This window comes from Mucilaginibacter sp. P1_A3 (genome assembly GCF_056406855.1).
In genome coordinates this window covers 263,246-284,628 of record NZ_JBFTZJ010000005.1, presented here as the reverse complement: position 1 = coordinate 284,628, position 21,383 = coordinate 263,246, and the positions used below count along the sequence as shown (strand labels likewise).

The 21,383-nt window shown below is 40.7% G+C and carries 16 protein-coding genes; 11 read left to right on the top strand and 5 right to left on the bottom strand.

Features of this window, described 5'->3' with window-relative positions; genetic code table 11:
• The first annotated feature begins 103 nt into the window (after positions 1-103).
• Together mutS and AC1D0K_RS12425 are read left to right on the top strand one after the other, a co-directional pair.
• Positions 104-2,713 carry a DNA mismatch repair protein MutS gene (mutS, locus tag AC1D0K_RS12430; RefSeq protein ID WP_477391975.1) on the top strand — a complete coding sequence of 870 codons (2,610 nt, stop codon included), beginning with the start codon at positions 104-106 and terminating at the stop codon, positions 2,711-2,713.
• A gap of 225 nt (positions 2,714-2,938) precedes the next feature.
• On the top strand, positions 2,939-3,502 hold the full coding sequence (locus AC1D0K_RS12425; protein ID WP_477391976.1) for a C40 family peptidase: 564 nt from the start codon (positions 2,939-2,941) through the stop codon (positions 3,500-3,502).
• Positions 3,503-3,830: 328 nt separating this feature from the next.
• Here AC1D0K_RS12425 and AC1D0K_RS12420 read toward each other — a convergent pair whose 3' ends face one another.
• The 3 genes from AC1D0K_RS12420 to AC1D0K_RS12410 form a co-directional block, all read right to left on the bottom strand.
• The gene (locus tag AC1D0K_RS12420; protein WP_477391977.1) at positions 3,831-4,118 is read right to left on the bottom strand and encodes a hypothetical protein; all 288 of its coding nucleotides are present in this window, start codon (positions 4,116-4,118) and stop codon (positions 3,831-3,833) included.
• Between the two features lie 412 nt (positions 4,119-4,530).
• Entirely contained in the window at positions 4,531-6,441 is a 1,911-nt protein-coding gene (locus AC1D0K_RS12415) for a DUF3857 domain-containing protein (RefSeq protein WP_477391978.1), read from the bottom strand.
• Positions 6,441-8,420, bottom strand: coding sequence for a transglutaminase domain-containing protein (locus AC1D0K_RS12410; protein WP_295718144.1), 1,980 nt, complete (start codon positions 8,418-8,420; stop codon positions 6,441-6,443). The genes AC1D0K_RS12415 and AC1D0K_RS12410 overlap by 1 nt, the downstream gene beginning before the upstream one ends.
• Positions 8,421-8,550: 130 nt before the next feature.
• On the opposite strand from AC1D0K_RS12410, the gene AC1D0K_RS12405 reads away from it, so the two are divergent.
• Positions 8,551-9,588 carry an exonuclease domain-containing protein gene (locus AC1D0K_RS12405; protein ID WP_477391979.1) on the top strand — a complete coding sequence of 346 codons (1,038 nt, stop codon included), beginning with the start codon at positions 8,551-8,553 and terminating at the stop codon, positions 9,586-9,588.
• Positions 9,589-9,669: 81 nt separating this feature from the next.
• Here the strand turns inward: AC1D0K_RS12405 and queG are convergent, their stop codons facing one another.
• Positions 9,670-10,602 (bottom strand): tRNA epoxyqueuosine(34) reductase QueG, encoded by a 933-nt coding sequence (queG, locus tag AC1D0K_RS12400; protein WP_477391980.1) that lies wholly within the window; start codon positions 10,600-10,602, stop codon positions 9,670-9,672.
• Between the two features lie 152 nt (positions 10,603-10,754).
• Here queG and AC1D0K_RS12395 point away from each other — a divergent pair, with 152 nt between their 5' ends.
• Positions 10,755-11,120 (top strand): SpoIIAA family protein, encoded by a 366-nt coding sequence (locus tag AC1D0K_RS12395; RefSeq protein WP_295718140.1) that lies wholly within the window; start codon positions 10,755-10,757, stop codon positions 11,118-11,120.
• Positions 11,121-11,179: 59 nt separating this feature from the next.
• Here the strand turns inward: AC1D0K_RS12395 and AC1D0K_RS12390 are convergent, their stop codons facing one another.
• Complete coding sequence (locus AC1D0K_RS12390; protein WP_477391981.1) at positions 11,180-11,917, bottom strand: hypothetical protein; 738 nt, start codon at positions 11,915-11,917, stop codon at positions 11,180-11,182.
• Positions 11,918-12,044: 127 nt separating this feature from the next.
• On the opposite strand from AC1D0K_RS12390, the gene AC1D0K_RS12385 reads away from it, so the two are divergent.
• From AC1D0K_RS12385 to AC1D0K_RS12355, 7 genes are all read left to right on the top strand, one after another.
• Complete coding sequence (locus tag AC1D0K_RS12385) at positions 12,045-12,611, top strand: acyl-CoA thioesterase (RefSeq protein WP_295718137.1); 567 nt, start codon at positions 12,045-12,047, stop codon at positions 12,609-12,611.
• A gap of 89 nt (positions 12,612-12,700) precedes the next feature.
• The gene (locus AC1D0K_RS12380) at positions 12,701-14,611 is read left to right on the top strand and encodes a tetratricopeptide repeat-containing sensor histidine kinase (protein WP_477463062.1); all 1,911 of its coding nucleotides are present in this window, start codon (positions 12,701-12,703) and stop codon (positions 14,609-14,611) included.
• A gap of 252 nt (positions 14,612-14,863) precedes the next feature.
• Complete coding sequence (locus AC1D0K_RS12375; RefSeq protein WP_477391983.1) at positions 14,864-15,943, top strand: fatty acid desaturase; 1,080 nt, start codon at positions 14,864-14,866, stop codon at positions 15,941-15,943.
• Positions 15,944-16,182: 239 nt separating this feature from the next.
• Positions 16,183-17,712 carry a hypothetical protein gene (locus AC1D0K_RS12370; RefSeq protein WP_477391984.1) on the top strand — a complete coding sequence of 510 codons (1,530 nt, stop codon included), beginning with the start codon at positions 16,183-16,185 and terminating at the stop codon, positions 17,710-17,712.
• A 117-nt stretch (positions 17,713-17,829) separates the two neighbouring features.
• Positions 17,830-18,741 carry a sugar phosphate isomerase/epimerase family protein gene (locus AC1D0K_RS12365; RefSeq protein ID WP_477391985.1) on the top strand — a complete coding sequence of 304 codons (912 nt, stop codon included), beginning with the start codon at positions 17,830-17,832 and terminating at the stop codon, positions 18,739-18,741.
• Positions 18,742-18,909: 168 nt separating this feature from the next.
• Entirely contained in the window at positions 18,910-19,464 is a 555-nt protein-coding gene (locus tag AC1D0K_RS12360; protein WP_477391986.1) for a gluconate 2-dehydrogenase subunit 3 family protein, read from the top strand.
• Positions 19,465-19,467: 3 nt separating this feature from the next.
• Positions 19,468-21,183, top strand: coding sequence for a GMC oxidoreductase (locus AC1D0K_RS12355; RefSeq protein ID WP_477391987.1), 1,716 nt, complete (start codon positions 19,468-19,470; stop codon positions 21,181-21,183).
• Positions 21,184-21,383 lie beyond the last annotated feature (200 nt).

The following is a 21,383-nucleotide window of genomic DNA, read 5'->3' as shown; positions in this document are numbered from 1 at the left end:
GATACCAGCTGCCTGATATCCACAAGAAACCAACTTTTCCACAATGCCCTAAAACCGCAGGCAATGCATTAACTTTACCCGATTAACAAAAGGAGTAAACCGCTTGGCTAAAGATACTACCAAAGAAACCCCCTTAATGCAGCAATATAACGCCATAAAGGTGAAGTACCCCGGTGCTTTGCTGCTGTTTCGCGTGGGTGATTTTTACGAAACATTTGGCGAAGATGCCATTAAGGCTGCCGGCATACTGGGCATTGTACTTACCCGCCGCGGCAATGGTGTGGGCACTCATATTGAACTGGCAGGTTTTCCCCATCATTCGCTGGATACCTATTTACCCAAACTGGTACGCGCAGGGCAACGTGTGGCTATCTGTGATCAGCTGGAAGACCCCAAGACTACCAAAACCATTGTTAAACGTGGGGTTACCGAACTGGTAACACCCGGCGTAGCCACTAATGATAATATACTTAACCAAAAGAGTAATAATTACCTGGCATCGCTGCACTTTGAAAAAAATACCATCGGCATTGCCCTTATAGATATTTCAACCGGCGAGTTTCATACGGCACAGGGTAACAGCGATTATATTGATAAGCTGCTGCAAAGTTTTTCACCTTCGGAGGTGATCTACCCCAAAAGCCGTACCCGCGATTTTAAGGAGAGCTACGGCGATAGATTTTATACCTACGCCCTTGATGAATGGCCTTACAGCGGCGATTACGCTACTGAAACGCTGTTAAAACACTTCGGTGTAAAATCGCTCAAAGGTTTTGGCATTGATAAGCTTAACCTTGGTATAATAGCGGCAGGGGTGGCCATTCATTACCTCAATGAAACTGAACACCGTAACCTGCAACATATCTCTGCTATAGGCAGGATTGAAGAAGACAGGTATTTATGGTTGGATAGGTTCAGCGTACGCAACCTGGAACTGGTGGGCTCTACCAATGATAATGCCCTTACCCTGGTTGATGTACTTGATCATACCTGCTCGCCCATGGGCGCCCGTTTACTGCGCCGTTGGATTGTAATGCCGCTTAAGGAGATAAAACCTATCAACGATCGCCTTGGTGTGGTGGAGTACATGATTGAACATGAAGAACTGCGCGAAAATCTGCAAAACAACATTCGCCAGATTGGTGACCTGGAAAGGCTGATCTCCAAGATCGGTTTACAAAAGGCGAACCCACGCGAGGTTTGTCAGCTTAAAAAAGCGTTGATGGCTATTGGTATTATCAAGAAGATTGCCGAAACTTCAAAAAGCCAGCCATTACGCGCAATAGGCGAGCAGCTTAATCCCTGCGTGCTCATTTGCGAAAAAATAGAACGCGAATTGCATCCTGAGCCTCCGGTAATGATTGTGAAAGGTTCTGTGATGAACGAGGGTATTAATGAGGAGCTGGACAGGCTGCGAAAAATAGCTTTTGGAGGTAAGGGTTACCTGCTGGAGATTCAGAAACGTGAAGCCGAAGCTACAGGCATTCCCTCGTTAAAAGTATCGTTCAATAACGTATTTGGCTACTATCTGGAGGTTACGCATAGTCATCGTGATAAAGTGCCTGCCGAGTGGATTCGTAAACAAACACTGGTAAATGCCGAGCGTTATATTACACCCGAGCTAAAAGAATACGAAGAACAAATTTTAGGTGCCGAAGAAAAGATCCTGGTGCTGGAAACACGTTTGTATAATGATCTGCTTTATTCACTTGCAGAGTATATTAAACCGATACAACTAAATGCCCAGCTGATAGCCCGCTTGGATGTGCTGCTTAACTTTGCTACCATAGCCATCAAAAACTATTATGTAAAGCCGGAGATGAATGAAAGCCGTGTGCTGGATATTAAAGGCGGACGTCACCCGGTAATAGAAAAAAACCTGCCGCTGGGTGAAAGTTACATTACTAATGATGTGTTCCTCGATTCGGAAACACAGCAGATCATCATTATTACAGGGCCCAATATGGCGGGTAAATCGGCCTTGTTAAGGCAGACCGGTTTAATTGTTTTAATGGCTCAGATGGGATGTTTTGTACCTGCTAAATCGGCTTCGATTGGGCTGGTAGATAAGATATTTACAAGGGTAGGAGCATCAGATAACCTTTCATCGGGCGAATCGACCTTTATGGTGGAGATGAACGAGACAGCCAGTATCCTAAATAACATATCAGACCGGAGTTTGATTTTGTTGGATGAGATCGGTCGTGGTACATCTACTTATGATGGTATCTCTATTGCCTGGTCTATAGCCGAATATTTGCATAATCACCCTGCTGCCAAGGCTAAAACATTATTTGCTACCCACTATCATGAATTGAATGAGCTAAGCAATACTTTTCATCGTATCAAGAATTTTAATGTATCGGTAAAAGAGGTTGGGCATCAGATCATATTCCTGCGTAAGCTGGTACCGGGTGGAAGTGAGCATAGCTTTGGAATCCACGTAGCCAAATTAGCGGGAATGCCTCAAAAGGTACTAACGCGTGCCAACGAAATATTAAAGAAACTGGAAAACGAACGCACAGGCGGAGAACATATTAAAGAAAGCATCCGTAAGGTGCAAAAACAAGCCGTACAGATGCAGATGTTCTCAATAGATGACCCGGTACTTGTAAAGATTCGTGATACACTGAATAATCTTGACGTAAATACGCTGACACCTGTAGAAGCTTTAATGAAGCTGGATGAGATACAAAGGGTAATAAAAAGTTAGATGTGCTGATAATAAAGCTTTGTCATCCTGAACGATAGTGAAGGATCTATTCTCCACTATGCTTCTTCGCCCTGTGTAGTCTGCGAATAGATCCTTCGTACCTCAGGATGACAAAAGAGTGGAATTTCATCTGCACATCTGAAATCTGCACACCTGCACATCCCTATGTGGATATGTTAAAAACATCCGCCTTATTCACTCGGGCTTAAATTCTATTTTTACTGCATGACCAAACACCGCCTCTTTTTATACTGCATCGTCTTGTTTTTTGTGCCGGTAATTTTAACTTCCTGTCACTCGCGCAAGGCCGCTATGCGAGGGCAGCCAGGCGAAGTTGTTCAGCCTAATGCCGATATAGCATACAAATACGCCGAAATCATGGGCGTAAGTAAAAGCAATATAGAAAACGGCAGATTATATGCTTTTATTGAGCAGTGGATGGGTACTCCCTATAAATTTGGTGGCCTGGATAAGGACGGAGTAGATTGCTCCGGACTTGCTTTTTTGTTAGAGCAACAGGTGTACGGTATCACTATCCCACGCATGACCAGTAAGCAAATCAATGTTATTAAACGTAAATATGAGGATGAATTGAAAGAGGGCGACCTGGTTTTCTTTGATTTTGATGGCAAGCAATTTAGCCATGTGGGTGTTTATCTTCAAAACGGATATGTAGTTCATGCAAGCTCAAGGCGTGGGGTTATCATCGTAAAACTTAGGGATCCTTCTTTATATAAATATTTTTCCAGGGCGGGCTCTATTGATGAAGTGAGCGTGTCGACAAATTAGTGAAAGGTGAAAGGTGAAAGGTGAAAGGTGAAAGGTGAAAGGTGAAAGGTGAAAGGTGAAAGGTGAAAGGTGAAAGGTGAAAGGTGAAAGGTGAAATAAATTGGGGAGGCAATTTAGCTTTTTGTCCTTAATCTTTGGTCTTTGCTCCTCAATCTTCTGGTCTTTGTTCCTTAATCTTCCAGTCTTTACTCTTTTGATGTAACTAATTTATTTCCAGTGTGTCTTTTGGTTATGGATCAGTATTTGTAAGTTTATATTAACTAACTTAACTTGTCATGCCAACTTTTAAATTATGGCTATTTGGTTTGCATAGGCGGTATCTAACGCTTTATGTGCTTGCCGTAATTATGTTTATTTCGGCATGCGGAACTGTCAAGAAAACAGAGCGGCCGGTAGTGAAACCAGATTTTAACAACACCGCAAAATAATATCCATAATACTCAGAAGCTGTCTGAAACGCAACAACACCATGCCATTGCGAGCGCAGCGCGGCAATTGCGAACTGTACAGATCCGCCCAGTATAAGGCCTGCGATTGCTTCGTGCGTATCTATGACGTGTTCGCAAAGAAACTTTTTGTCATCCTGAACCGCAGTGAAGGATCTGTCATTCGCCATGCTTCTTCGCCCTGCACAGTCTGCAAATAGATCCTTCGTTCCTCAGGATGACAAACTTTTCAAACGTCATTTTCCTTTCAGTGTCCCCCGGATAGTAAAACTTCCTATGACAAGTTGTTGAATGTCAGACTTACGAAGTTTTTAAAACTTCGTAAGTCTTTCGCAGCTTGTCATTTCCACCCTTTAGAGTTTTCCGAATTTTCAAACTCACAATAACGGTCTATTTTTTTATTTTTAGATAGCAATAAGAATGTGGTAATTACAAACTACGTTAAAAATGAATATTTTTGCATCGTTATGTCAAATCAAAAAGAAGAATACTCATTCTGGTCAAAGTATAAAAAGTTTGCAGGGAACGAAATTTTGCTATACCTGGTTATGATTATAGGTATCATACTCGGCATCGTCATATTTAGTTATTTTTAATCAACGTAACATTGCTATTATCCGTTTCGCTGATGGCCTGGTAAAAATCCACAAACTCCTGGTACATATCTTTATTGTAGGTGCCATCAATTACCTGCAGCTTACGTTTATATATCAGCTGATCGCCAATCACCACGGCCGATACAGAAAATTTCCCAAAGGGCTTATCAATGGTTACACTTGCCGGTCGCATGTCAACATGGTAACCTTTAGGCAGGGTGTAACTAATTTCATCTTCATCAGTATAGCCCCTGTTAATATAAAAAGCGTTATGCCTGTTATGAACTTCCCTGGGTGCCCCGTCGGTGCGGTTAATGGCATTAGCTAAAAAATCTATCTTACCGTTACTTGCAGATCCATAATCAGGCGCACTTAGTTTTATAATTTCTGTGGCTACAGGGTTAATACTTTTGTCCTGTTTAAATTCAAATTTTTCAATCTCGAGGTTGTTTATCGGATATTCTTTTTGAAGGCTTTTCACCTGGTCTTTTGGCGCTTCCTGGATGATATATTCGCGGTTATCATACTGTGTGCCTTTAAAAGTAGTAAGCATATTCCCTGTTAACATACCATCTGCATCGATGGTGAAGCTGGCTTTACAATGTTGTACGTTATCCTGGGCTGTGTATTTAGGTGTGTGCAGCAGTTTACCGCCTTCGGGTGTGCAGGCTAATACATAACGGTCGTCGGTAAAATCACTTAAAAAACCAAAGGGGATTTGCTGGCTTGTGCATTCCAGAAAAGTGGTATCGTTTTTAAATGGCAGGCATAGTATAACATGGTCAAACTGGTTCATACTGGCAAAATCCTTCAGTGGACCCTGCTTACGTGAACCCGATTTTACGATGCAATAATAGGAGTCGATATTAACGGCATTAAGCAATGACTGAGTATAGTTCACCAGTGCTTTACAGTCGCCGTAATTTTGCTGGTCTACATCGCTTGCCAAAAATGGCTGATAACCGCCAATGCCAACCTGTACACTTATGTAGTGTGTTTTGCCCTGCATGTATTCATAAATTTTTTTGGCTTTCAATTTAGGATCGGTAATACCGTTAGTGATCTCCTTCATCCTTTCGTTTGTTGACAGCGGGAGCGTTGTGCGGCTGGCCAGCAATTTATCATATATCCATTTACCCATCCCATTCCAATCATTAAATGCCCCGGGTACACCCAGGTATTCAAATTTTTCGGGGGCTACTTTTACCCTGCTCAAATATTTATCTTGATTGGGGCTGTATGGCTCTTCCTTTATTGCTTTTAAATTGGTTAACTGCCATGTATAGGTGTTTTCTCCCTGCTTATTGGTACCTGTAACCACACCAACCGGTACATTTAACTCTTTATACCTGATCTTGAAATCGGGTTTACAGCTGAAAGTATAGGTGCTTTTTTGAACGGCTACTCCGGTTGATGAATTAGGTACCCAATCACTGAAATTGAGTGATTGCTTTGATTTTATATCATATTCATAGGCCACAGTGTAAGGATAATCCGATACTGCCGGGTTAAAATGTTTAACCTTGGTATCATCAAAAAGTGTTGACCGGCTTACCGCGTCAACATCCTCAAAGTCGCTTTCAGAAAATTTACCTGTGGGCTTACCAAACTGGTTGTATACTATTCCTTTTATGCCTTTTATAATATTGGCTTTGTCATGAAACACAACTATTTCGGCTTCGTCAGCGCCATTTTTGTTTAATATGGTTATAGCCTGTTTTATATGATAAAAAGTATTATCAAGATCTTTCACCTCAATATTAAGTTCCTCATTACGCACAACCGCGCTGGCATAGGGTAACAAATCCTTTGGTATCAGTGATACATCATAATTTTCCTGTGCGCCGGCGCTTATGTTTAATGCCAGGAATGATAACAGCGTTACAAATACTTTCATTATTTTTTCTTGAAAACCATATCGGCTTTTTGGGTAAGGATAATCTTATTATAAAGCTCTTTTAAGTAAGGGTACTCCTCGGATGTGTAAATAGGTTTGGTAAACTTAGTGATGTTCGAGAATGTAAATGTATTGCCCATACTTTCAAAGCTGCTTGCATACATGCCTCCATTGCCCGGCATTTTAAAAGCTATTGACTGTGGCGGGGTTTCAACAGTATAAGCATCGGGCAGGTGCATATTTAGTATTAACCGGTTATCTGAGGCCATTCCCCAATCAACGGGGTAATCTCTTTCGGCAAGCTTGAATGGATTGGTTGTAATTTTATCCCATAAAAAAGGATTAAACACCAACCGGTTATGGTTCATGTTATCAAACGCATCAATTTCAACTTCAAAGGTTTCTCCAAGCGGCATATCAAGGCTATCAAGGTTTGATATGCTTGATTTAAGGATCTTGAGTTTGGGTAATTTTTCGTCCTGGTTTTCAACATATTCATCAATCGAATTGAACTTTTTAATGGCCTTGCGTTTTAAGTAGCCATCATAACCAGAATAATAGTTGGATATGGTGCCTTTAAGCTTACCATTATCAAGCAAAGTAAGGTCCAGTGATTGTGTTGTTGACTCCTTCTGCAGCCCGCTTAATTCAATCCAGTACGATGGTTTATCTAAACTGATCACCCTGCCTTTATCATTTAGGCATTTGAGCGGTAGTAATCCAAATGATAGTAAGGGATCGGTGGCATCAAGCAGATAACTTTTATCGCCAATATTAACTTTAGCTATTACGTAATTAAAATCATTAATTACCGGGTAAAGCATATTGATATTGCCATTATTACGGGTTGATAAAACTACTACTTCGGTGTTTATATCTGCTGCCCTTAAGGCCGCAGCAAGGGCCAGGTTAATATCGCCAATGGTACCGGTATGTGCTTCATAGGCCTTTTTTATACCGTCGGGACTATAAATGGTGGTAAGATCATTCCATTTAAACCATTTTTGAAGGTAGGCGTAAATTGCTTTGGCTTTTTCCAGGTCATCTGTTTTTCCAGCTATTACAGCAGCAATCCTATCTTTCATCAGCTCCTTACGCTTAAATTGGGATCCGAAGTACTCATTGGTTTTAAGCTGATATTCAATATCTTTCCATGTTTTTGAAACAACAGTTTTTGCACTGGTGTAGGGGTTGGTCCATTCAACCTCATCAAAATATATAGCTGCCAAAAAGTTCTTGGGCGAGGTCATATGGTCCTCTATTACAAAAGCAGGGATATCTTTCATTTCGTACACTATTAACGAACAATCGCATTTGGCGCCGTGAGATGAAAAGCATTCCCGTTCAATCTCCGATGTATTGTTTGAGAGTTTTAAACTTCCGCGCAATATGGCATTAAACGTCCAGAATGCGGGGATATGAACCTCGTACTTTGACCGCGCCTTGGGTATAAAATCCTGAAAATCCCAATTTCTGAATTCGTCAAGGTAAGGTGATATAAGTTTATACCTGAAATCAATTACACAACCTGGCCGCAAAGCTGGTAAAGCAAACTTCACAGTACTTCGGTACTTATGATCCTTTACAGTATATACTTTTTTTGCATCAAATGGTGCACTGCGCATAAGGCCATCATCATCCTGGTAATAAGTAGTGCCAACTATTTCTTCAACTTCTTCTGTAGTTTCATTATTACCGCTATGTTGAATAGGTATCTCGATGGTGCCACTTTCAAGTCCTTTTTTATCAAAGATTTTGATCCGGGCATGATAATTGAAAATTAGTCTTACATGGTCGTCCCCGGTAATATCAATTCTGCTTTTACCAAACTCATTTAAAAATAAGGCATGGGCCGATGTATCTTTTGCGTATTTTTTTAGGCTGAGGTCTTCGGTGGTTACACTTTCTTCAAAATCCTGAGCGATTGCAAAGTGTTGAATACCAATAAATAAAATAGTAATAAGGAGTATTTTTTTCATACAATAATTGCGATAATTAGGATGGTTTTAATTTAATACATAAAACCGAATATTATTTAAATTAAAAAATTTATTCTGCTGATTCTTTTTAAGACATTTGCGACCTTTACAGTATTACTGATTTTTTACCATGAAACTAAAATTAAAACGTCCGCTTGCCTTTTTCGATCTTGAAACTACGGGCACCAATATAGGGGCCGACCGCATAGTTGAGATATCTGTTATTAAGCTGCAGCCTGATGGTAGCGAAGAAGTTAAAACGTGGCGCGTTAATCCTGGTATGCCTATTCCGTTGGAATCATCATTAGTGCATGGCATTTATGACGAGCATATACAGAACGAGCAGCAATTTGGCGCCCTGGGCCAGGCCATTGCCGAATTTATTGGCGATAGCGACCTTGCCGGCTACAATTCCAACAAGTTTGATATTCCTATGCTGATGGAAGAGTTTTTGCGTGCTAACGTTGCATTTACTTTGGATAATCGCCATTTTGTGGATGTACAAAATATATTTCACCAAATGGAGCAGCGCACACTTAAAGCCGCTTACCAGTTTTATTGCGATAAAAAGATAGAGAACGCACACTCGGCCGAGGCTGATACCCGTGCCACCATGGAAGTATTGCTGGCGCAGATTGAGCGCTATGAAAATATGCAATGGGAAGATAAAAAAGGCAATATCACCATTCCGGTTGTGGGCGATGTAGAGGCTTTGCATAAATTTACCAACTTAAGTAAGCCGGTTGATTTTGCAGGCCGCATGGTTTACAACGAGCAGGGCGAAGAAACCATCAACTTTGGCAAGCATAAAGGCAAAAGAGTGGAAGATGTATTAACTGCCGAGCCAAGCTATTATTCATGGATGATGCAGGGCGATTTTCCTTTATATACCAAACGCAAGCTGGAAGAAATTCACGCCCGTTGGAATGCTAAAAGAAATGCGGAACGCCAGGCAAAAAATGCTGCTCAACAGCCTAAACCTGCCGAGCAAACCCAGGCTCCAAAGCCGGAAGCTCCCAAAGCGGATTATCCTAAAAAAGAGTTTCACAAGCCAGATCATACCAAAACTCAATATCCACCCAAGCCATTTAAAAAGAAGGATGAACCTGCTCAACCTGTAAATGATGATATGCTGGCCCAGCTGGCATTGAAATTTAAAAAAGGTTAGTGTTTAATTTAGATATGAGATATGCAAAAAGCCCCTGATGGGGCTTTTTGCATTAATGAAATTGTACTTTCATAAAAAGTCTCATATCTCCTTCAAAAAATCAATATTCCGCTTTAAGCCACCAAATTTGGTACGCTTTACTGCCGAGTTTTTAAATACCTTTTGAAAAACATCCTGGGTCATGTCCTGCCAGTCGGTGGCTTTTAAATTAAGCAAGTCGGGGTGGGGGGTAAATTCCGGTTCAGTGTTTAATACGGAGAAACGGTTCCAGGGGCATACATCCTGGCAAACATCACAACCAAACATCCAGTTATCCATTTTACCTTTAAACTCCGGTGGAATCTCGTTTTTAAGTTCGATGGTGAGGTAAGAGATGCATCTGCTGCCATCAACTACATAAGGGCCTACAATGGCATCAGTAGGGCAGGCATCAATGCAATTGGTACAGGTACCACAATGATCCATAGTGGGGGCTATATCATATTCCAGTTCCAGATCGATGATCAATTCTGCCAAAAAAAAGAAGGAACCGGCTTTTTTGTTTAACAGGTTGGAGTTTTTGCCTATCCAGCCCATGCCAGCCCGTTTGGCCCAAGCCTTATCCAATACCGGTGCCGAATCGACAAATACCCGGCCTCCAACTTCGCCAATCTTCTCGTTAATGAGCTGTAATAATTGTCTCAGTTTGTCTTTTATAACAGTATGGTAATCTATGCCATAGGCATATTTTGATATTTTGGGTGCTGATGGATCAGTTTGTTTATTATCTGTATAGTAGTTAATACCCAATGAGATCACAGATTTTGCACCATCCACCAACAGCCGCGGATCAAGGCGTTTGTCGAAATGGTTTTCCATGTATTGCATTTCGCCATGCATGTTTTTTTTTAACCATGATTCTAACCGGGGGGCTTCTTCTTCAAGAAACTCTGCTTTGGATATACCGCAAAACAAAAAACCAAGCTTTTGGGCTTCGTCTTTAATCAACTGGCTATATAGCGTTCTGTTTTGCATATCTGCCACAAAGATACTATAAATTGAAAGTCAAAAAATAGACGTGTTCTCAGGGGATTTCAGCTTAAAATGATAATATAAGTGTTAAAATGACGTTTTTGTTAATTAATGGTGTGGTTTTTGTAACTATTGATAAAATATACCGTATGTAAATGCTTAAGCACTTAAATTTCCTGCCAAAACATATCTTAGGTTTACACGCTGTTGGAGAAATCACAAATACAGATTATGAAGATGCGTTGAAACCTTTGATCCATGATCATATTAAAGAAAATGGTAAAATAAATTTTCTATTGGTATTGGAAACTCATATAAAAAATTTTGATGCAGGGGCATGGTGCGGCAATATAAGTATTGGCCTTAAGTACTTTACCAAATGGAACAAGTTGGCAATCGTGACAGATCAGCGCGGCGTGCGGGAGTTTAGCCACCTGTTTAAGTATATATTACCAGGTAAATATAAAGGCTACTCCATAGATGAGCTGGACGAAGCTGTTAAGTGGATAGCGGAGAAATGATCAAAGATCCAGCTACTAATTATCAGCCTGCATGAAACACCAGAAGGTGTTTTTTTTTGCTAAAAAATCAAAGTGCCATCATTATCAATAAAGCATTTGATTAATATTCTGCAGCCAATAGGTTCGTTGTTTAAGGTTGCGGGGATAAATGTTCTATCCTCATCATTCAGGGCATCAATATTTACATTAAAAGTTTTGGAGTAGTTGCCACTGTATATACTTACCTTAAAATAGGCCAGCCGCCCACCCGGGCTAACCAGCAATTCAACCACGGCAATGGAAACATCCCTATTAATATCCATTAGGTTTGCCGGTAATTTAAATAGTTTTAAATAAGGGAGGTATCCATAATACCTTCCGCCTGCCTTAACAGGTTTAGTGGTGCGGTCGGTATCGGTAAGTTGTTTATCTACAAAATAACGAAGGTTTGAAGTAGTATCTTCTGGGGCCTCGTACAAGAGATCCTTTTTAGTGTAATCGTAATTTTGCAGCAGATGGCCGTTTGGATCATAAAAATGCCACACACCAGTTTTTATATCTTTATCAAACTGACCGCTCGCTATAGCGATTGATTTGTTATACACGGCCTGGTACAAGCCCTGCCTTGTACTTTTGTCGCTTTTTAGCACATGCAGTTTTTCTGTAATATGATCGTTAATTTTATGGCTACGCTCAACAGTTTCCTGTGAGTAGGCGCTGTTGATACAAAATAGGGAGACAATTAACAGGATAATAGTTTTCAATTGTGATATTGATTTTGGGTAAATATAAAACAGGTTGCCATTAATATCAACCATTTGAAGATAATTGGGTTTGGTTATTGACTATTTAAGTTTGCTAAAGTTTAATCTGTTTTAACTATGTAATACTAATGTTGCATTAATAGCATGGGATGCTTAAACTTGTAAGCACAATTTTTATCACATGACAGCTCTTACAGATCAATCCGATTATAAAACGGTAAGCTTTTCTGAAACTACCATCACGGAACTGATGATCCCCTCTTATTCTAATTTTGGCGGAAAGATCCACGGGGGGATTCTGCTGTCGCTGATGGATAAGGTGGCCTATGTTTGCGCTGCTAAACATGCCGGTAATTATTGTGTAACAGCATCTATTGATACGGTTGATTTTTTGCACCCCGTTGAGGTGGGCGAGCTGGTATCATTAATGGCTTCGGTTAACTACGTTGGTAACACATCGTTGGTAGTGGGTATCAGGGTAATATCAGAAAACATCAAGAACAACTCTGTAAAGCATACAAATACCAGCTATTTTACCATGGTAGCTAAGGATGATGCTAACAAGCCGGCCAAAGTTCCGGGATTGATATTAGAACATCGCGAACAGGTAAGGCGATTTATAGAGGCACGCCGCCGTAAAGAAATCAAACAGAGTTATATGAAAGAAGTTGAGCAAATACAAATGCCTGATAATTATGAGCATTGCATTCAGCTGCTTGTGGGCGAAAGATGCTTAGTGGCTGGGTAACGTCTTTAAGTTATCCGCTAATTTGCAGCAAGTTTTGGGTAACGCCATATTAATAAATTAAGAACTAAGGTTTCCCAACTCCTGTATAAATGAGGCAAATTATTGGCCAGTTATTATTATTGTTACTGTTACCAGGCGGCGTAACTTATGCCCAAAACAAAGTTTCTAAGGTACAACCTGTTAATGCCGCGGCAGAAAGAGCTGGTATTGATAAGTTAAATATAGGAGCAGATGAACTTTATGTAAGTAATCCTGATTCCGCACGACGCATGGCCGAAAAGGCGCTGCTCCGCTCTGAAAAAATAAAATACAATTATGGTATAGGGTATGGGTTTTTAAACCTGGGGCACGTTTATTGGGCACAGTCTTATTATCCTATAAGTTTATTCTACTTAAAATCTGCCTTAACATATATTCCGCAGGATAAGCCACTCTTATTGGCTGAATGCTACAATTCTCTGGGCCGCACTTACCTTGAACTTAAAAATTATAAAGAAGCTAAAAGCAATGTCGATATCTCGGCAAAATATGCTGGTAAGGATGCGCTAATGTTAGGTGAGTTTTATAGCGAACAAGCATTGATCCTGATCAGGATGCAGGATTACAATAATGCAATACCTGCCAGTATGCAGGCATTAACCTATTTTAAGCAGGCTAAAGATGATGGTAATATCAGCATTGTTTATACCCGTCTTGGTTCCATCCATCACTATAAAAAAAATTACCCCAAAGCCATTGCTTACGCGGATACAGCTGTTAGGATGAGTTTTAAAACCGGCAATAAGCGCCTGCGTGCAAAAACCTCCATTGAATTTGCTGTGCTTTATAATGAGCTTAAACAATACGATAAAGCTATAGGGTATGCACAAAAAGGAGCAAGGTTATCTGATAGTTTGGGTTTGATGGAGGGCATATCATCGGCTTACAAAGCAATGGTGGTTAGTTTTGAGCAAAAGCATGATCTTTTAAATGCGCTGACTTATCAAAAGAAATACAGCGCGGCATTGGATAGCTTAAATGTGTACAATAAAAGACATAATACCGAGCTCATACAAAACTATTTCACGTTTAATGCCAGGCTGAATGAGATAGCCGCTATTGAACGAAAGGGTAGGGAGGCAAAAGAAAAAATTCATTTTCAAACTATCATCATCATAACACTGGCAATTTCGCTATTGGTAGTGCTTATTGCTTTATATATCACTTACTACAGTTATAATCAAAAGAAGTTACTGAGCAAATCGCTGTGCAGGCAGCAGGAGGCCCTGATAATTCAGAAAAACCTGATAGAAGAGCAAGCCCTAAACCTGGCTGCAGTAAATAAACTAAAAGATAAACTACTGGCAGTAATAGGGCATGATCTGCGCACACCTTTTGCCAACCTGCGTAATATAATGGGTTTATTTGAAGATGATGATTTAAACCTGGAAGACATGCATGGTTTGATGAAGAAAATGGAACCCGTAATAAAAGGGGCCGAGCTCACCTTATCTAATTTATTGGAATGGGCCGGTAGCCAGATCAGGGGCATCAATATAAGCCCATCAGCTATTAATATTTATGCGATAGGCCAGGAGATGGCGCAAATTTATAGTTACCAGCTGCTTCAAAAAAATATCGAGTTTCAAAACGTGGCTATCACGGGCGATTTTGTAAAGGCCGATGAAAAGCATATTAAGGTTGTAATTGGCAACCTCATAAGCAATGCTATAAAGTTTACAGATGATAATGGCACTGTTAGCTTAAGCAGCCGTGTTGATAAAAATGAACTTATTATCAATATAAACGATACAGGCAAGGGTATTGCCCATGAACAGCAGCTCAAATTATTTGGTTTTAATTCGCACTTTACCGAGAACGGTACCATGGGAGAAGTAGGTACAGGTATTGGCCTGTTTTTATGTAAGGAATTGGTTGAGTTTAATGGCGGTCGGCTATGGGTAACATCAGAGGTAAATAAAGGAAGCACCTTTAGTTTTAGCCTTCCGTTGGCTGGCTAAACAAAAATTATTCCTTTTTTTATTATCTAATTAACATGTTATTGTATCTTAAATAGTAAGTAATACGTATAAAAACTAAAATATATACTTGCTGATAAGTAATTTAATTATTCCGAAAACGTTTTAAGTTTATTGGTGGATTTGGCAAACTCATCTATATCTTTATAAAATGATGAGAATAGTAGTTTTTTACTATCTTGTGACAATCTAATTAACGCCCGATCAATTTAAACTAAACTCCCCTTTTTTTTAATGGCTTTCTTAAACACTGTGCTCGAACCACCTTCGTATGGTTGGACTGATAAGGATGGTAACCTTTCAAAACCTACCAATGCTACAATCGTAAAAGAATTTTTTTCCAGGCTTAATGTATTTGCTGATAAAAAAAACTGGCTTTCATTTTTAAGTTGGTTCCTGGTGCTTTGCCTGGCGCCAATCCTGTTTTTATTCATTTTTAAATATTTTAGTATAACAGGGCTTATTGTAGCTTTTGTTTACAGCATGATCATTATGGGTACCCATGGTACCATATGGCACCACAGGTATTGTACGCACAGTGCTTATACATTCCGCAATAATTTTTGGCGTTTTTTTACGCAAAATCTTACACTTAAAATTATCCCGGAGGAGATCTATGCAGTATCGCACCATGTGCATCATGCTTTATCTGATCAGCCGGGCGACCCGTACAATGCACAGGGTGGTTTTCTGTATTGCTTTTTAGCCGATGTAAATCACCAGCCAATAGCGCGCAACATGAACGAGGCCAGCTACAAAAAATGCGTTAACTTAATGAAGCACGTTGGTGTTACACCAAATACCTACAAACAATATCAAAAGTGGGGTACCATTGCCAATCCGTACCGTACCATCGCGGGTATCATTCTTAACTGGGGATTCTGGTTCGGGGCATTTTACCTGTTGGGTGGCTTCCCGCTGGCTTGTGCTGTATTTGGTTCGGCTGGTGTGTGGGCTGTAGGCGTACGTACATTTAATTATGAAGGTCATGGTAAAGGAGAAGATAAACGCAGGGAAGGTGTTGACCATAACCGGGAGGATATGTCAATAAACCAATTGTGGCCGGGCTATGTTGCAGGCGAATGGCACAATAACCACCACCTATATCCAAAAAGCGCCCGCTCCGGCTTCAAACCACATCAGTTTGATCTGGCCTGGTGTTACATAAAGTTAATGAGTATGTTGGGCGCAGTAAGTTCATATCGTGACTCAAAAAAAGAATTTTTATTAACCTATTTTCCTAAAACACCCATTGTGCAAATAGCGGCGGTTAAATATGCCGAAGTAAAGCCCGTGATGGTGAGAGCAAAGTAAAAAAGACTTCATACCGGTTACTGCCGGGCATTCAAACCGCATGCAAACAACACGCTTTGCTGATGAGGATTGATGAAGTTCGACATAAAATTGGATGAATAGAAAAGGAGCGACACTTAAAAGGTTGCTCCTTTTTTGTTCAATAAGGGCATAAATGTTAAAATAGTATTATTTTAATTACAAACTGAATTTATATCTTAGTGAACCCAATTATAGTGTAACTTAAACACCAAAAACCAATGCGTATTAAAATATTCTGTTTATCAGTTTGCTTGTTGTGCTTTGCGCTTTTTAATCAAGGAGTAAAGGCACAGGACTTGGGTATCTTTGATAGCCAAACAGATGTAGGTGCAGTTAAGCACAAGGGTAGTGCCCAATATGATGCCAAATTGCAGCAATATGAGCTCATCGGTTCAGGGGCAAATATATGGGCTACCCGTGATGATTTTCATTTTGTATGGAAACGCATAAAAGGCGATTTTATACTTCGTACTAATGCCGCGTTTATTGGTAAAGGGGTAGAGCTTCACCGCAAGGTTGGTTTGATGATCCGTACATCGCTCGATTCTAATTCAAAACATATCAACGCTGTGGTACATGGCGATGGATTAACCTCGTTGCAATACCGTAAAACTATTAGCGGGGTTACCGAAGAAAAAAAAGCAAGTATTACCGCCGCCGATGTTATTCAGCTGGAACGTAAAGGCAATGTTTATACCATGTCGGTAGCGCGCAGAGGCGATCTGTTTGTTACCGAAGAAGTAAGTGATCTTGATCTTGGCGATGAGGTTTATGTTGGTATCTTCATCTGCTCGCACAATGCGGATGTTACAGAAAAAGCCACCTTCAGTAACGTGCGGATAGTTACGCCGGCACCGGCTTCATTGGTGCCTTATAAGCAATATCTTGGCAGCAGTATCGAGATACTTGATATCGCAACTCAAAACAGCACTGTTATTTATCAATCGCCGCGCTCATTACAAGCGCCCAATTGGATGAAAGATGGTAAATCGCTTATCTATAACAGTGAGGGTTCGTTATATAAATATGATCTTAAAACCAATAAGCCTGCCGTTTTAAATACCAATCCTGCAAAAAATAACAATAACGATCATGTGCTTTCTTTTGATGGCAAAATGTTAGTTATTAGCAGTGGTGATGGCGGGCCATCTATAGGATATACCGTGCCTTCATCTGGAGGGACCGCTAAAAGAGTAACTGCTTTGGGTCTTGGTGCAAGCTATATGCATGGTTGGTCGCCTGATGGTAAGTATCTTGTATTTTGCGGCGAGCGTAATAAAGAGTTTGATGTATACCGCGTACCTGCTGGCGGCGGCCCCGAAGAAAGGCTGACAACAACTACAGGTTTAGATGATGGTCCGGAATATACCCCCGATGGCAAATACATCTACTTTAACTCGGTACGGAGTGGTTTAATGCAGGTTTGGCGTATGAAAGCCGATGGCAGTGAGCAAACACAGATAACAAATGATGATTATAACAACTGGTTTCCGCATGTATCGCCAGATGGTAAATGGATAGTTTATATTACTTTCCTGAAAAACGAAGTTTCACCAGGCGATCATCCTTTTTATAAGCACGTATTTCTTAGATTGATGCCGATAGATGGTGGCCCATCAAAAGTGGTGGCCTATTTATATGGCGGGCAGGGTACTATCAACACACCATCATGGTCGCCTGATAGTAAGCATATCGCTTTTGTGAGCAACTCAAATCTGCTGTTCCCGGTATTCCCGATAGAAAAGTAGAGGTATATGAGGTTCGGGTTGCGGGTTACGAGGTTCGCGCAATTGAAACCAAATCACCAACCTCGCAACACGAACCACGCAACACAAATCACGAATCACGAACCAAAATAAATCAATATGCAAACCACACGCAGATCATTTTTAAAAACCGGCGCTTTAGCAGTTGCAGGCGCGGCCTTATTACCTGATAGCCTATTTGCCGCGGAAAAGAAACTTCAAAGGGTAGGTGTGCAGCTATATAGCGTGCGCGATGCGATGAAAGTTGATCCAAAGGGGACGCTTAAGAAAATTGCGGATGCTGGCTACTACCACGTAGAGCATGCCAACTATGTCGACCGCAAGTTTTATGGTTATCCTGCAAAGGAATTTAAAAAGATACTGGACGATCTGTCGCTAAAAATGCCGAGTGGGCATACTGTAATGACAGCCCAGCATTGGGATGATTCAAAAAAGGATTTTACTGATGCATGGAAATATACTGTGGAAGATGCCGCCACCATGGGACAGAAATTTGTGATCAGCCCATGGCTTGATGAAAAAGTAAGGACCGATACTGATGCCCTGAAACGTGCCATGGAGCAGTTTAATAAATGCGGCGAGCTATGTCAAAAATCTTCAATGAAATTTGGTTACCATAACCATAACTTCGAGATCAGCACCAAGGTTGGTGATATAACCCTTTATGATTATATCATCCAGAATACTGACCCTGCTTTGGTAGCCCAGCAAATAGATATTGGTAATATGCTGAGCACAGGTGGTCATGCGCTCGATTTTATTATCAAATATCCAGGTCGTTTTGAATCAATGCACGTAAAAGACGAGATAAAAGTACCTGTGCATGATGGGGATGATACCGAAAGCACCATTTTAGGTTCAGGGATATTACCTGTTAAAGAAATAGTGAAAGCAGCCAGCAAAAAGGGCGGAACTTCACTTTTTATCATTGAGCAGGAAGCATACCAGGGCAAAGATCCGGTTGATTGTGTAAAAATTGATTTACAAATCATGAAAAAATGGGGTTATTAATAGTAAAGAAGTAAATTAACCAAAGATTTAATTTTTGCCTCCATTACTTTTAAAACGAAAATTATTAAGTTTGACAATCGTTTATAAACCCAAGCAAACTGATAAGTTAAATTAACCTGTAAACACCACAGGTAATTTAATTAGTATTGCTAAAACAATTTACTAAATATGCACAGGCGTACGGTCATCAAAAATCTGGCTTTAATTATTGGGGGCGCTGCTTTATTACCTGCCTGTATGCAGGAAAAAGGTAAAGCATCCATTGCCCTTAAAAATGTTGAAATCAGTGCGGATCAGGAAAAGCTGATAGGTAATATGGCCGAAACCATTATCCCTAAAACAAACACACCTGGTGCAAAAGATTTAAACCTGCATTTATTTGTATTGAAGATGCTTGATGATTGTTATAAAAAGGCAGACCAGCAGGCGTTTATGAGCGGTATGGCGCAGTTTACAGATGCTGTTAAAAAGAAATACAATAACACATTTGCCGGGCTAAATACTAAGCAGCGCGAAGAAATGCTGTTGAGTATTGAAAAAGATAAAGACCCTAAAAGTATTTCTATACCTGCAGAATTAAAAACGTTTTACGGCATAGTAAAAGGGCAAACCGTAAATGGTTACACCAATTCGCAATATTTTATGACCAAGCAGGTAATTTATGAACTGGTGCCTGGTCGGTATAATGCGCATTTTCCATATAAACAAAAGCAAGCAGTATAAATAATGGCCAATTTAAATATAGATAGCGTAAAGGACAGAACATTTGATGCCATTGTTATAGGTTCGGGTATGAGTGGTGGCTGGGCTGCTAAGGAGTTTACAGATAAAGGCCTTAAAACCCTGATATTGGAGCGGGGCCGCGATGTAAAGCACATTAAGGATTATCCTACAACCAACATGTATCCCTGGGAGTTTGAACACCGCGGCGAAATGCCTATGGCTGTACAGGAAGCCAACCCTATAGTTAACCGCTGCTATGCCTTTGGTGAAGACGCCGCTCATTTTTTTGTAAAAGATAAGGAGCATCCCTATGTTCAGGAAAAGCCATTTGATTGGATCCGAGGGTACCAGGTAGGGGGTAAGTCGCTCCTTTGGGCGCGCCAAACCCAACGCTGGAGCGAATTTGATTTTGAAGGCCCGGCCCGCGATGGTTTCGCGGTTGATTGGCCTATCCGTTATAAAGATATTGCGCCGTGGTACAGCTATGTTGAAAAATTTGCCGGCATCTCTGGTAATAAAGATGGCCTGGCAGAACTTCCCGATGGGGAGTTTTTACCCGCTTTCCCGCTAAATAGCGTCGAGACTTATTTTAGTCAGCACGTAAAAAGAAAATACAGTAATCGCCACGTGATCAGCGCGCGTTGTGCGCATTTGTCAAAACCCAACCAAATTCATTTGGATCAGGGACGTGTACAATGCCAGGAACGTACCCTTTGCCAGCGTGGTTGCCCTTTTGGTGGATATTTTAGCGCCAATGCCTCAACAATACCATGGGCGCTTAAATCCGGCCATTGTACTTTGCGCCCGTTTTCGGTGGTTGAATCTATTATTTACGATGAAAAACTGGGTAAAGCAACCGGCGTGCGCATTGTTGATACAAACACAAAAGAAACAATTGAATATTACGCGCAAATTATTTTTGTAAATGCGGCGGCTTTAAATACTAATTTAGTACTGCTTAATTCCACATCAAACCGCTTCCCCAACGGGTTAGGTAATGATAGCGGAGTATTGGGTAAATATGTGGCTTTCCATAATTATTCGGCACATATTGGCGCCGAGTATGATGGTTTCAAAGAATGGACAACTGATGGCCGTAATCCTGCAGGTGGTGGTTACATTCCGCGATTCCGTAACGTATATAAACAGGAAACCAACTTTTTACGGGGCTATGCATCCGGCTTTAGCGCGTACCGTTATCAACAACGCCCATGGGATGGAGTTGGCAGCAGCCTGAAAGATAATTTAGTTAAGGATAACCTGAGCGGCTGGAAAGTAGGATCGCATATGATGGGCGAAACTATTCCTAAAGAAAGCAACTATGTAGCTCTTGATAAAACGTTGAAAGATCAGTGGGGGATCCCGCAGTTAAAAATCTCTGTTGAGTATGATGATAACGACGAGAAGATGAAGAAGGATTATGTGGAGCAGTTAACGGAGATGTTCACCAGCGCTGGTTTTACCAATATAAAAGCCAGTACAGATAACCGCGCGCCGGGATTGGATATTCATGAAATGGGCGGTGCCCGCATGGGTAATGATCCTAAAACATCGGTGCTTAACAAATGGAACCAGATGCATGCCGTAAAAAATGTGTTTGTAACAGATGGCGCTTGCATGACCTCAACCTCATGCCAAAACCCATCGCTTACTTACATGGCCTTTACGGCCCGGGCGGTTGATTATGCAGTGAGTGAAATGAAAAAGGGAAATATATAGTTTACAGTAGGCCGTTTGCAGTTGGAAGCAGAATAGTTAGCAGTTAGCAAAACGACACTCGGAGAACCGGTAAGTACTTACGTCAACTTACAAGAACTGCTAACAATGAACTGAAAACTGTTAACTGACGACATCGTGTGAAAAAAACACAATGAACCATTTGTAAAATAATTTTTATTCATACATTTAGCGGAGTAACC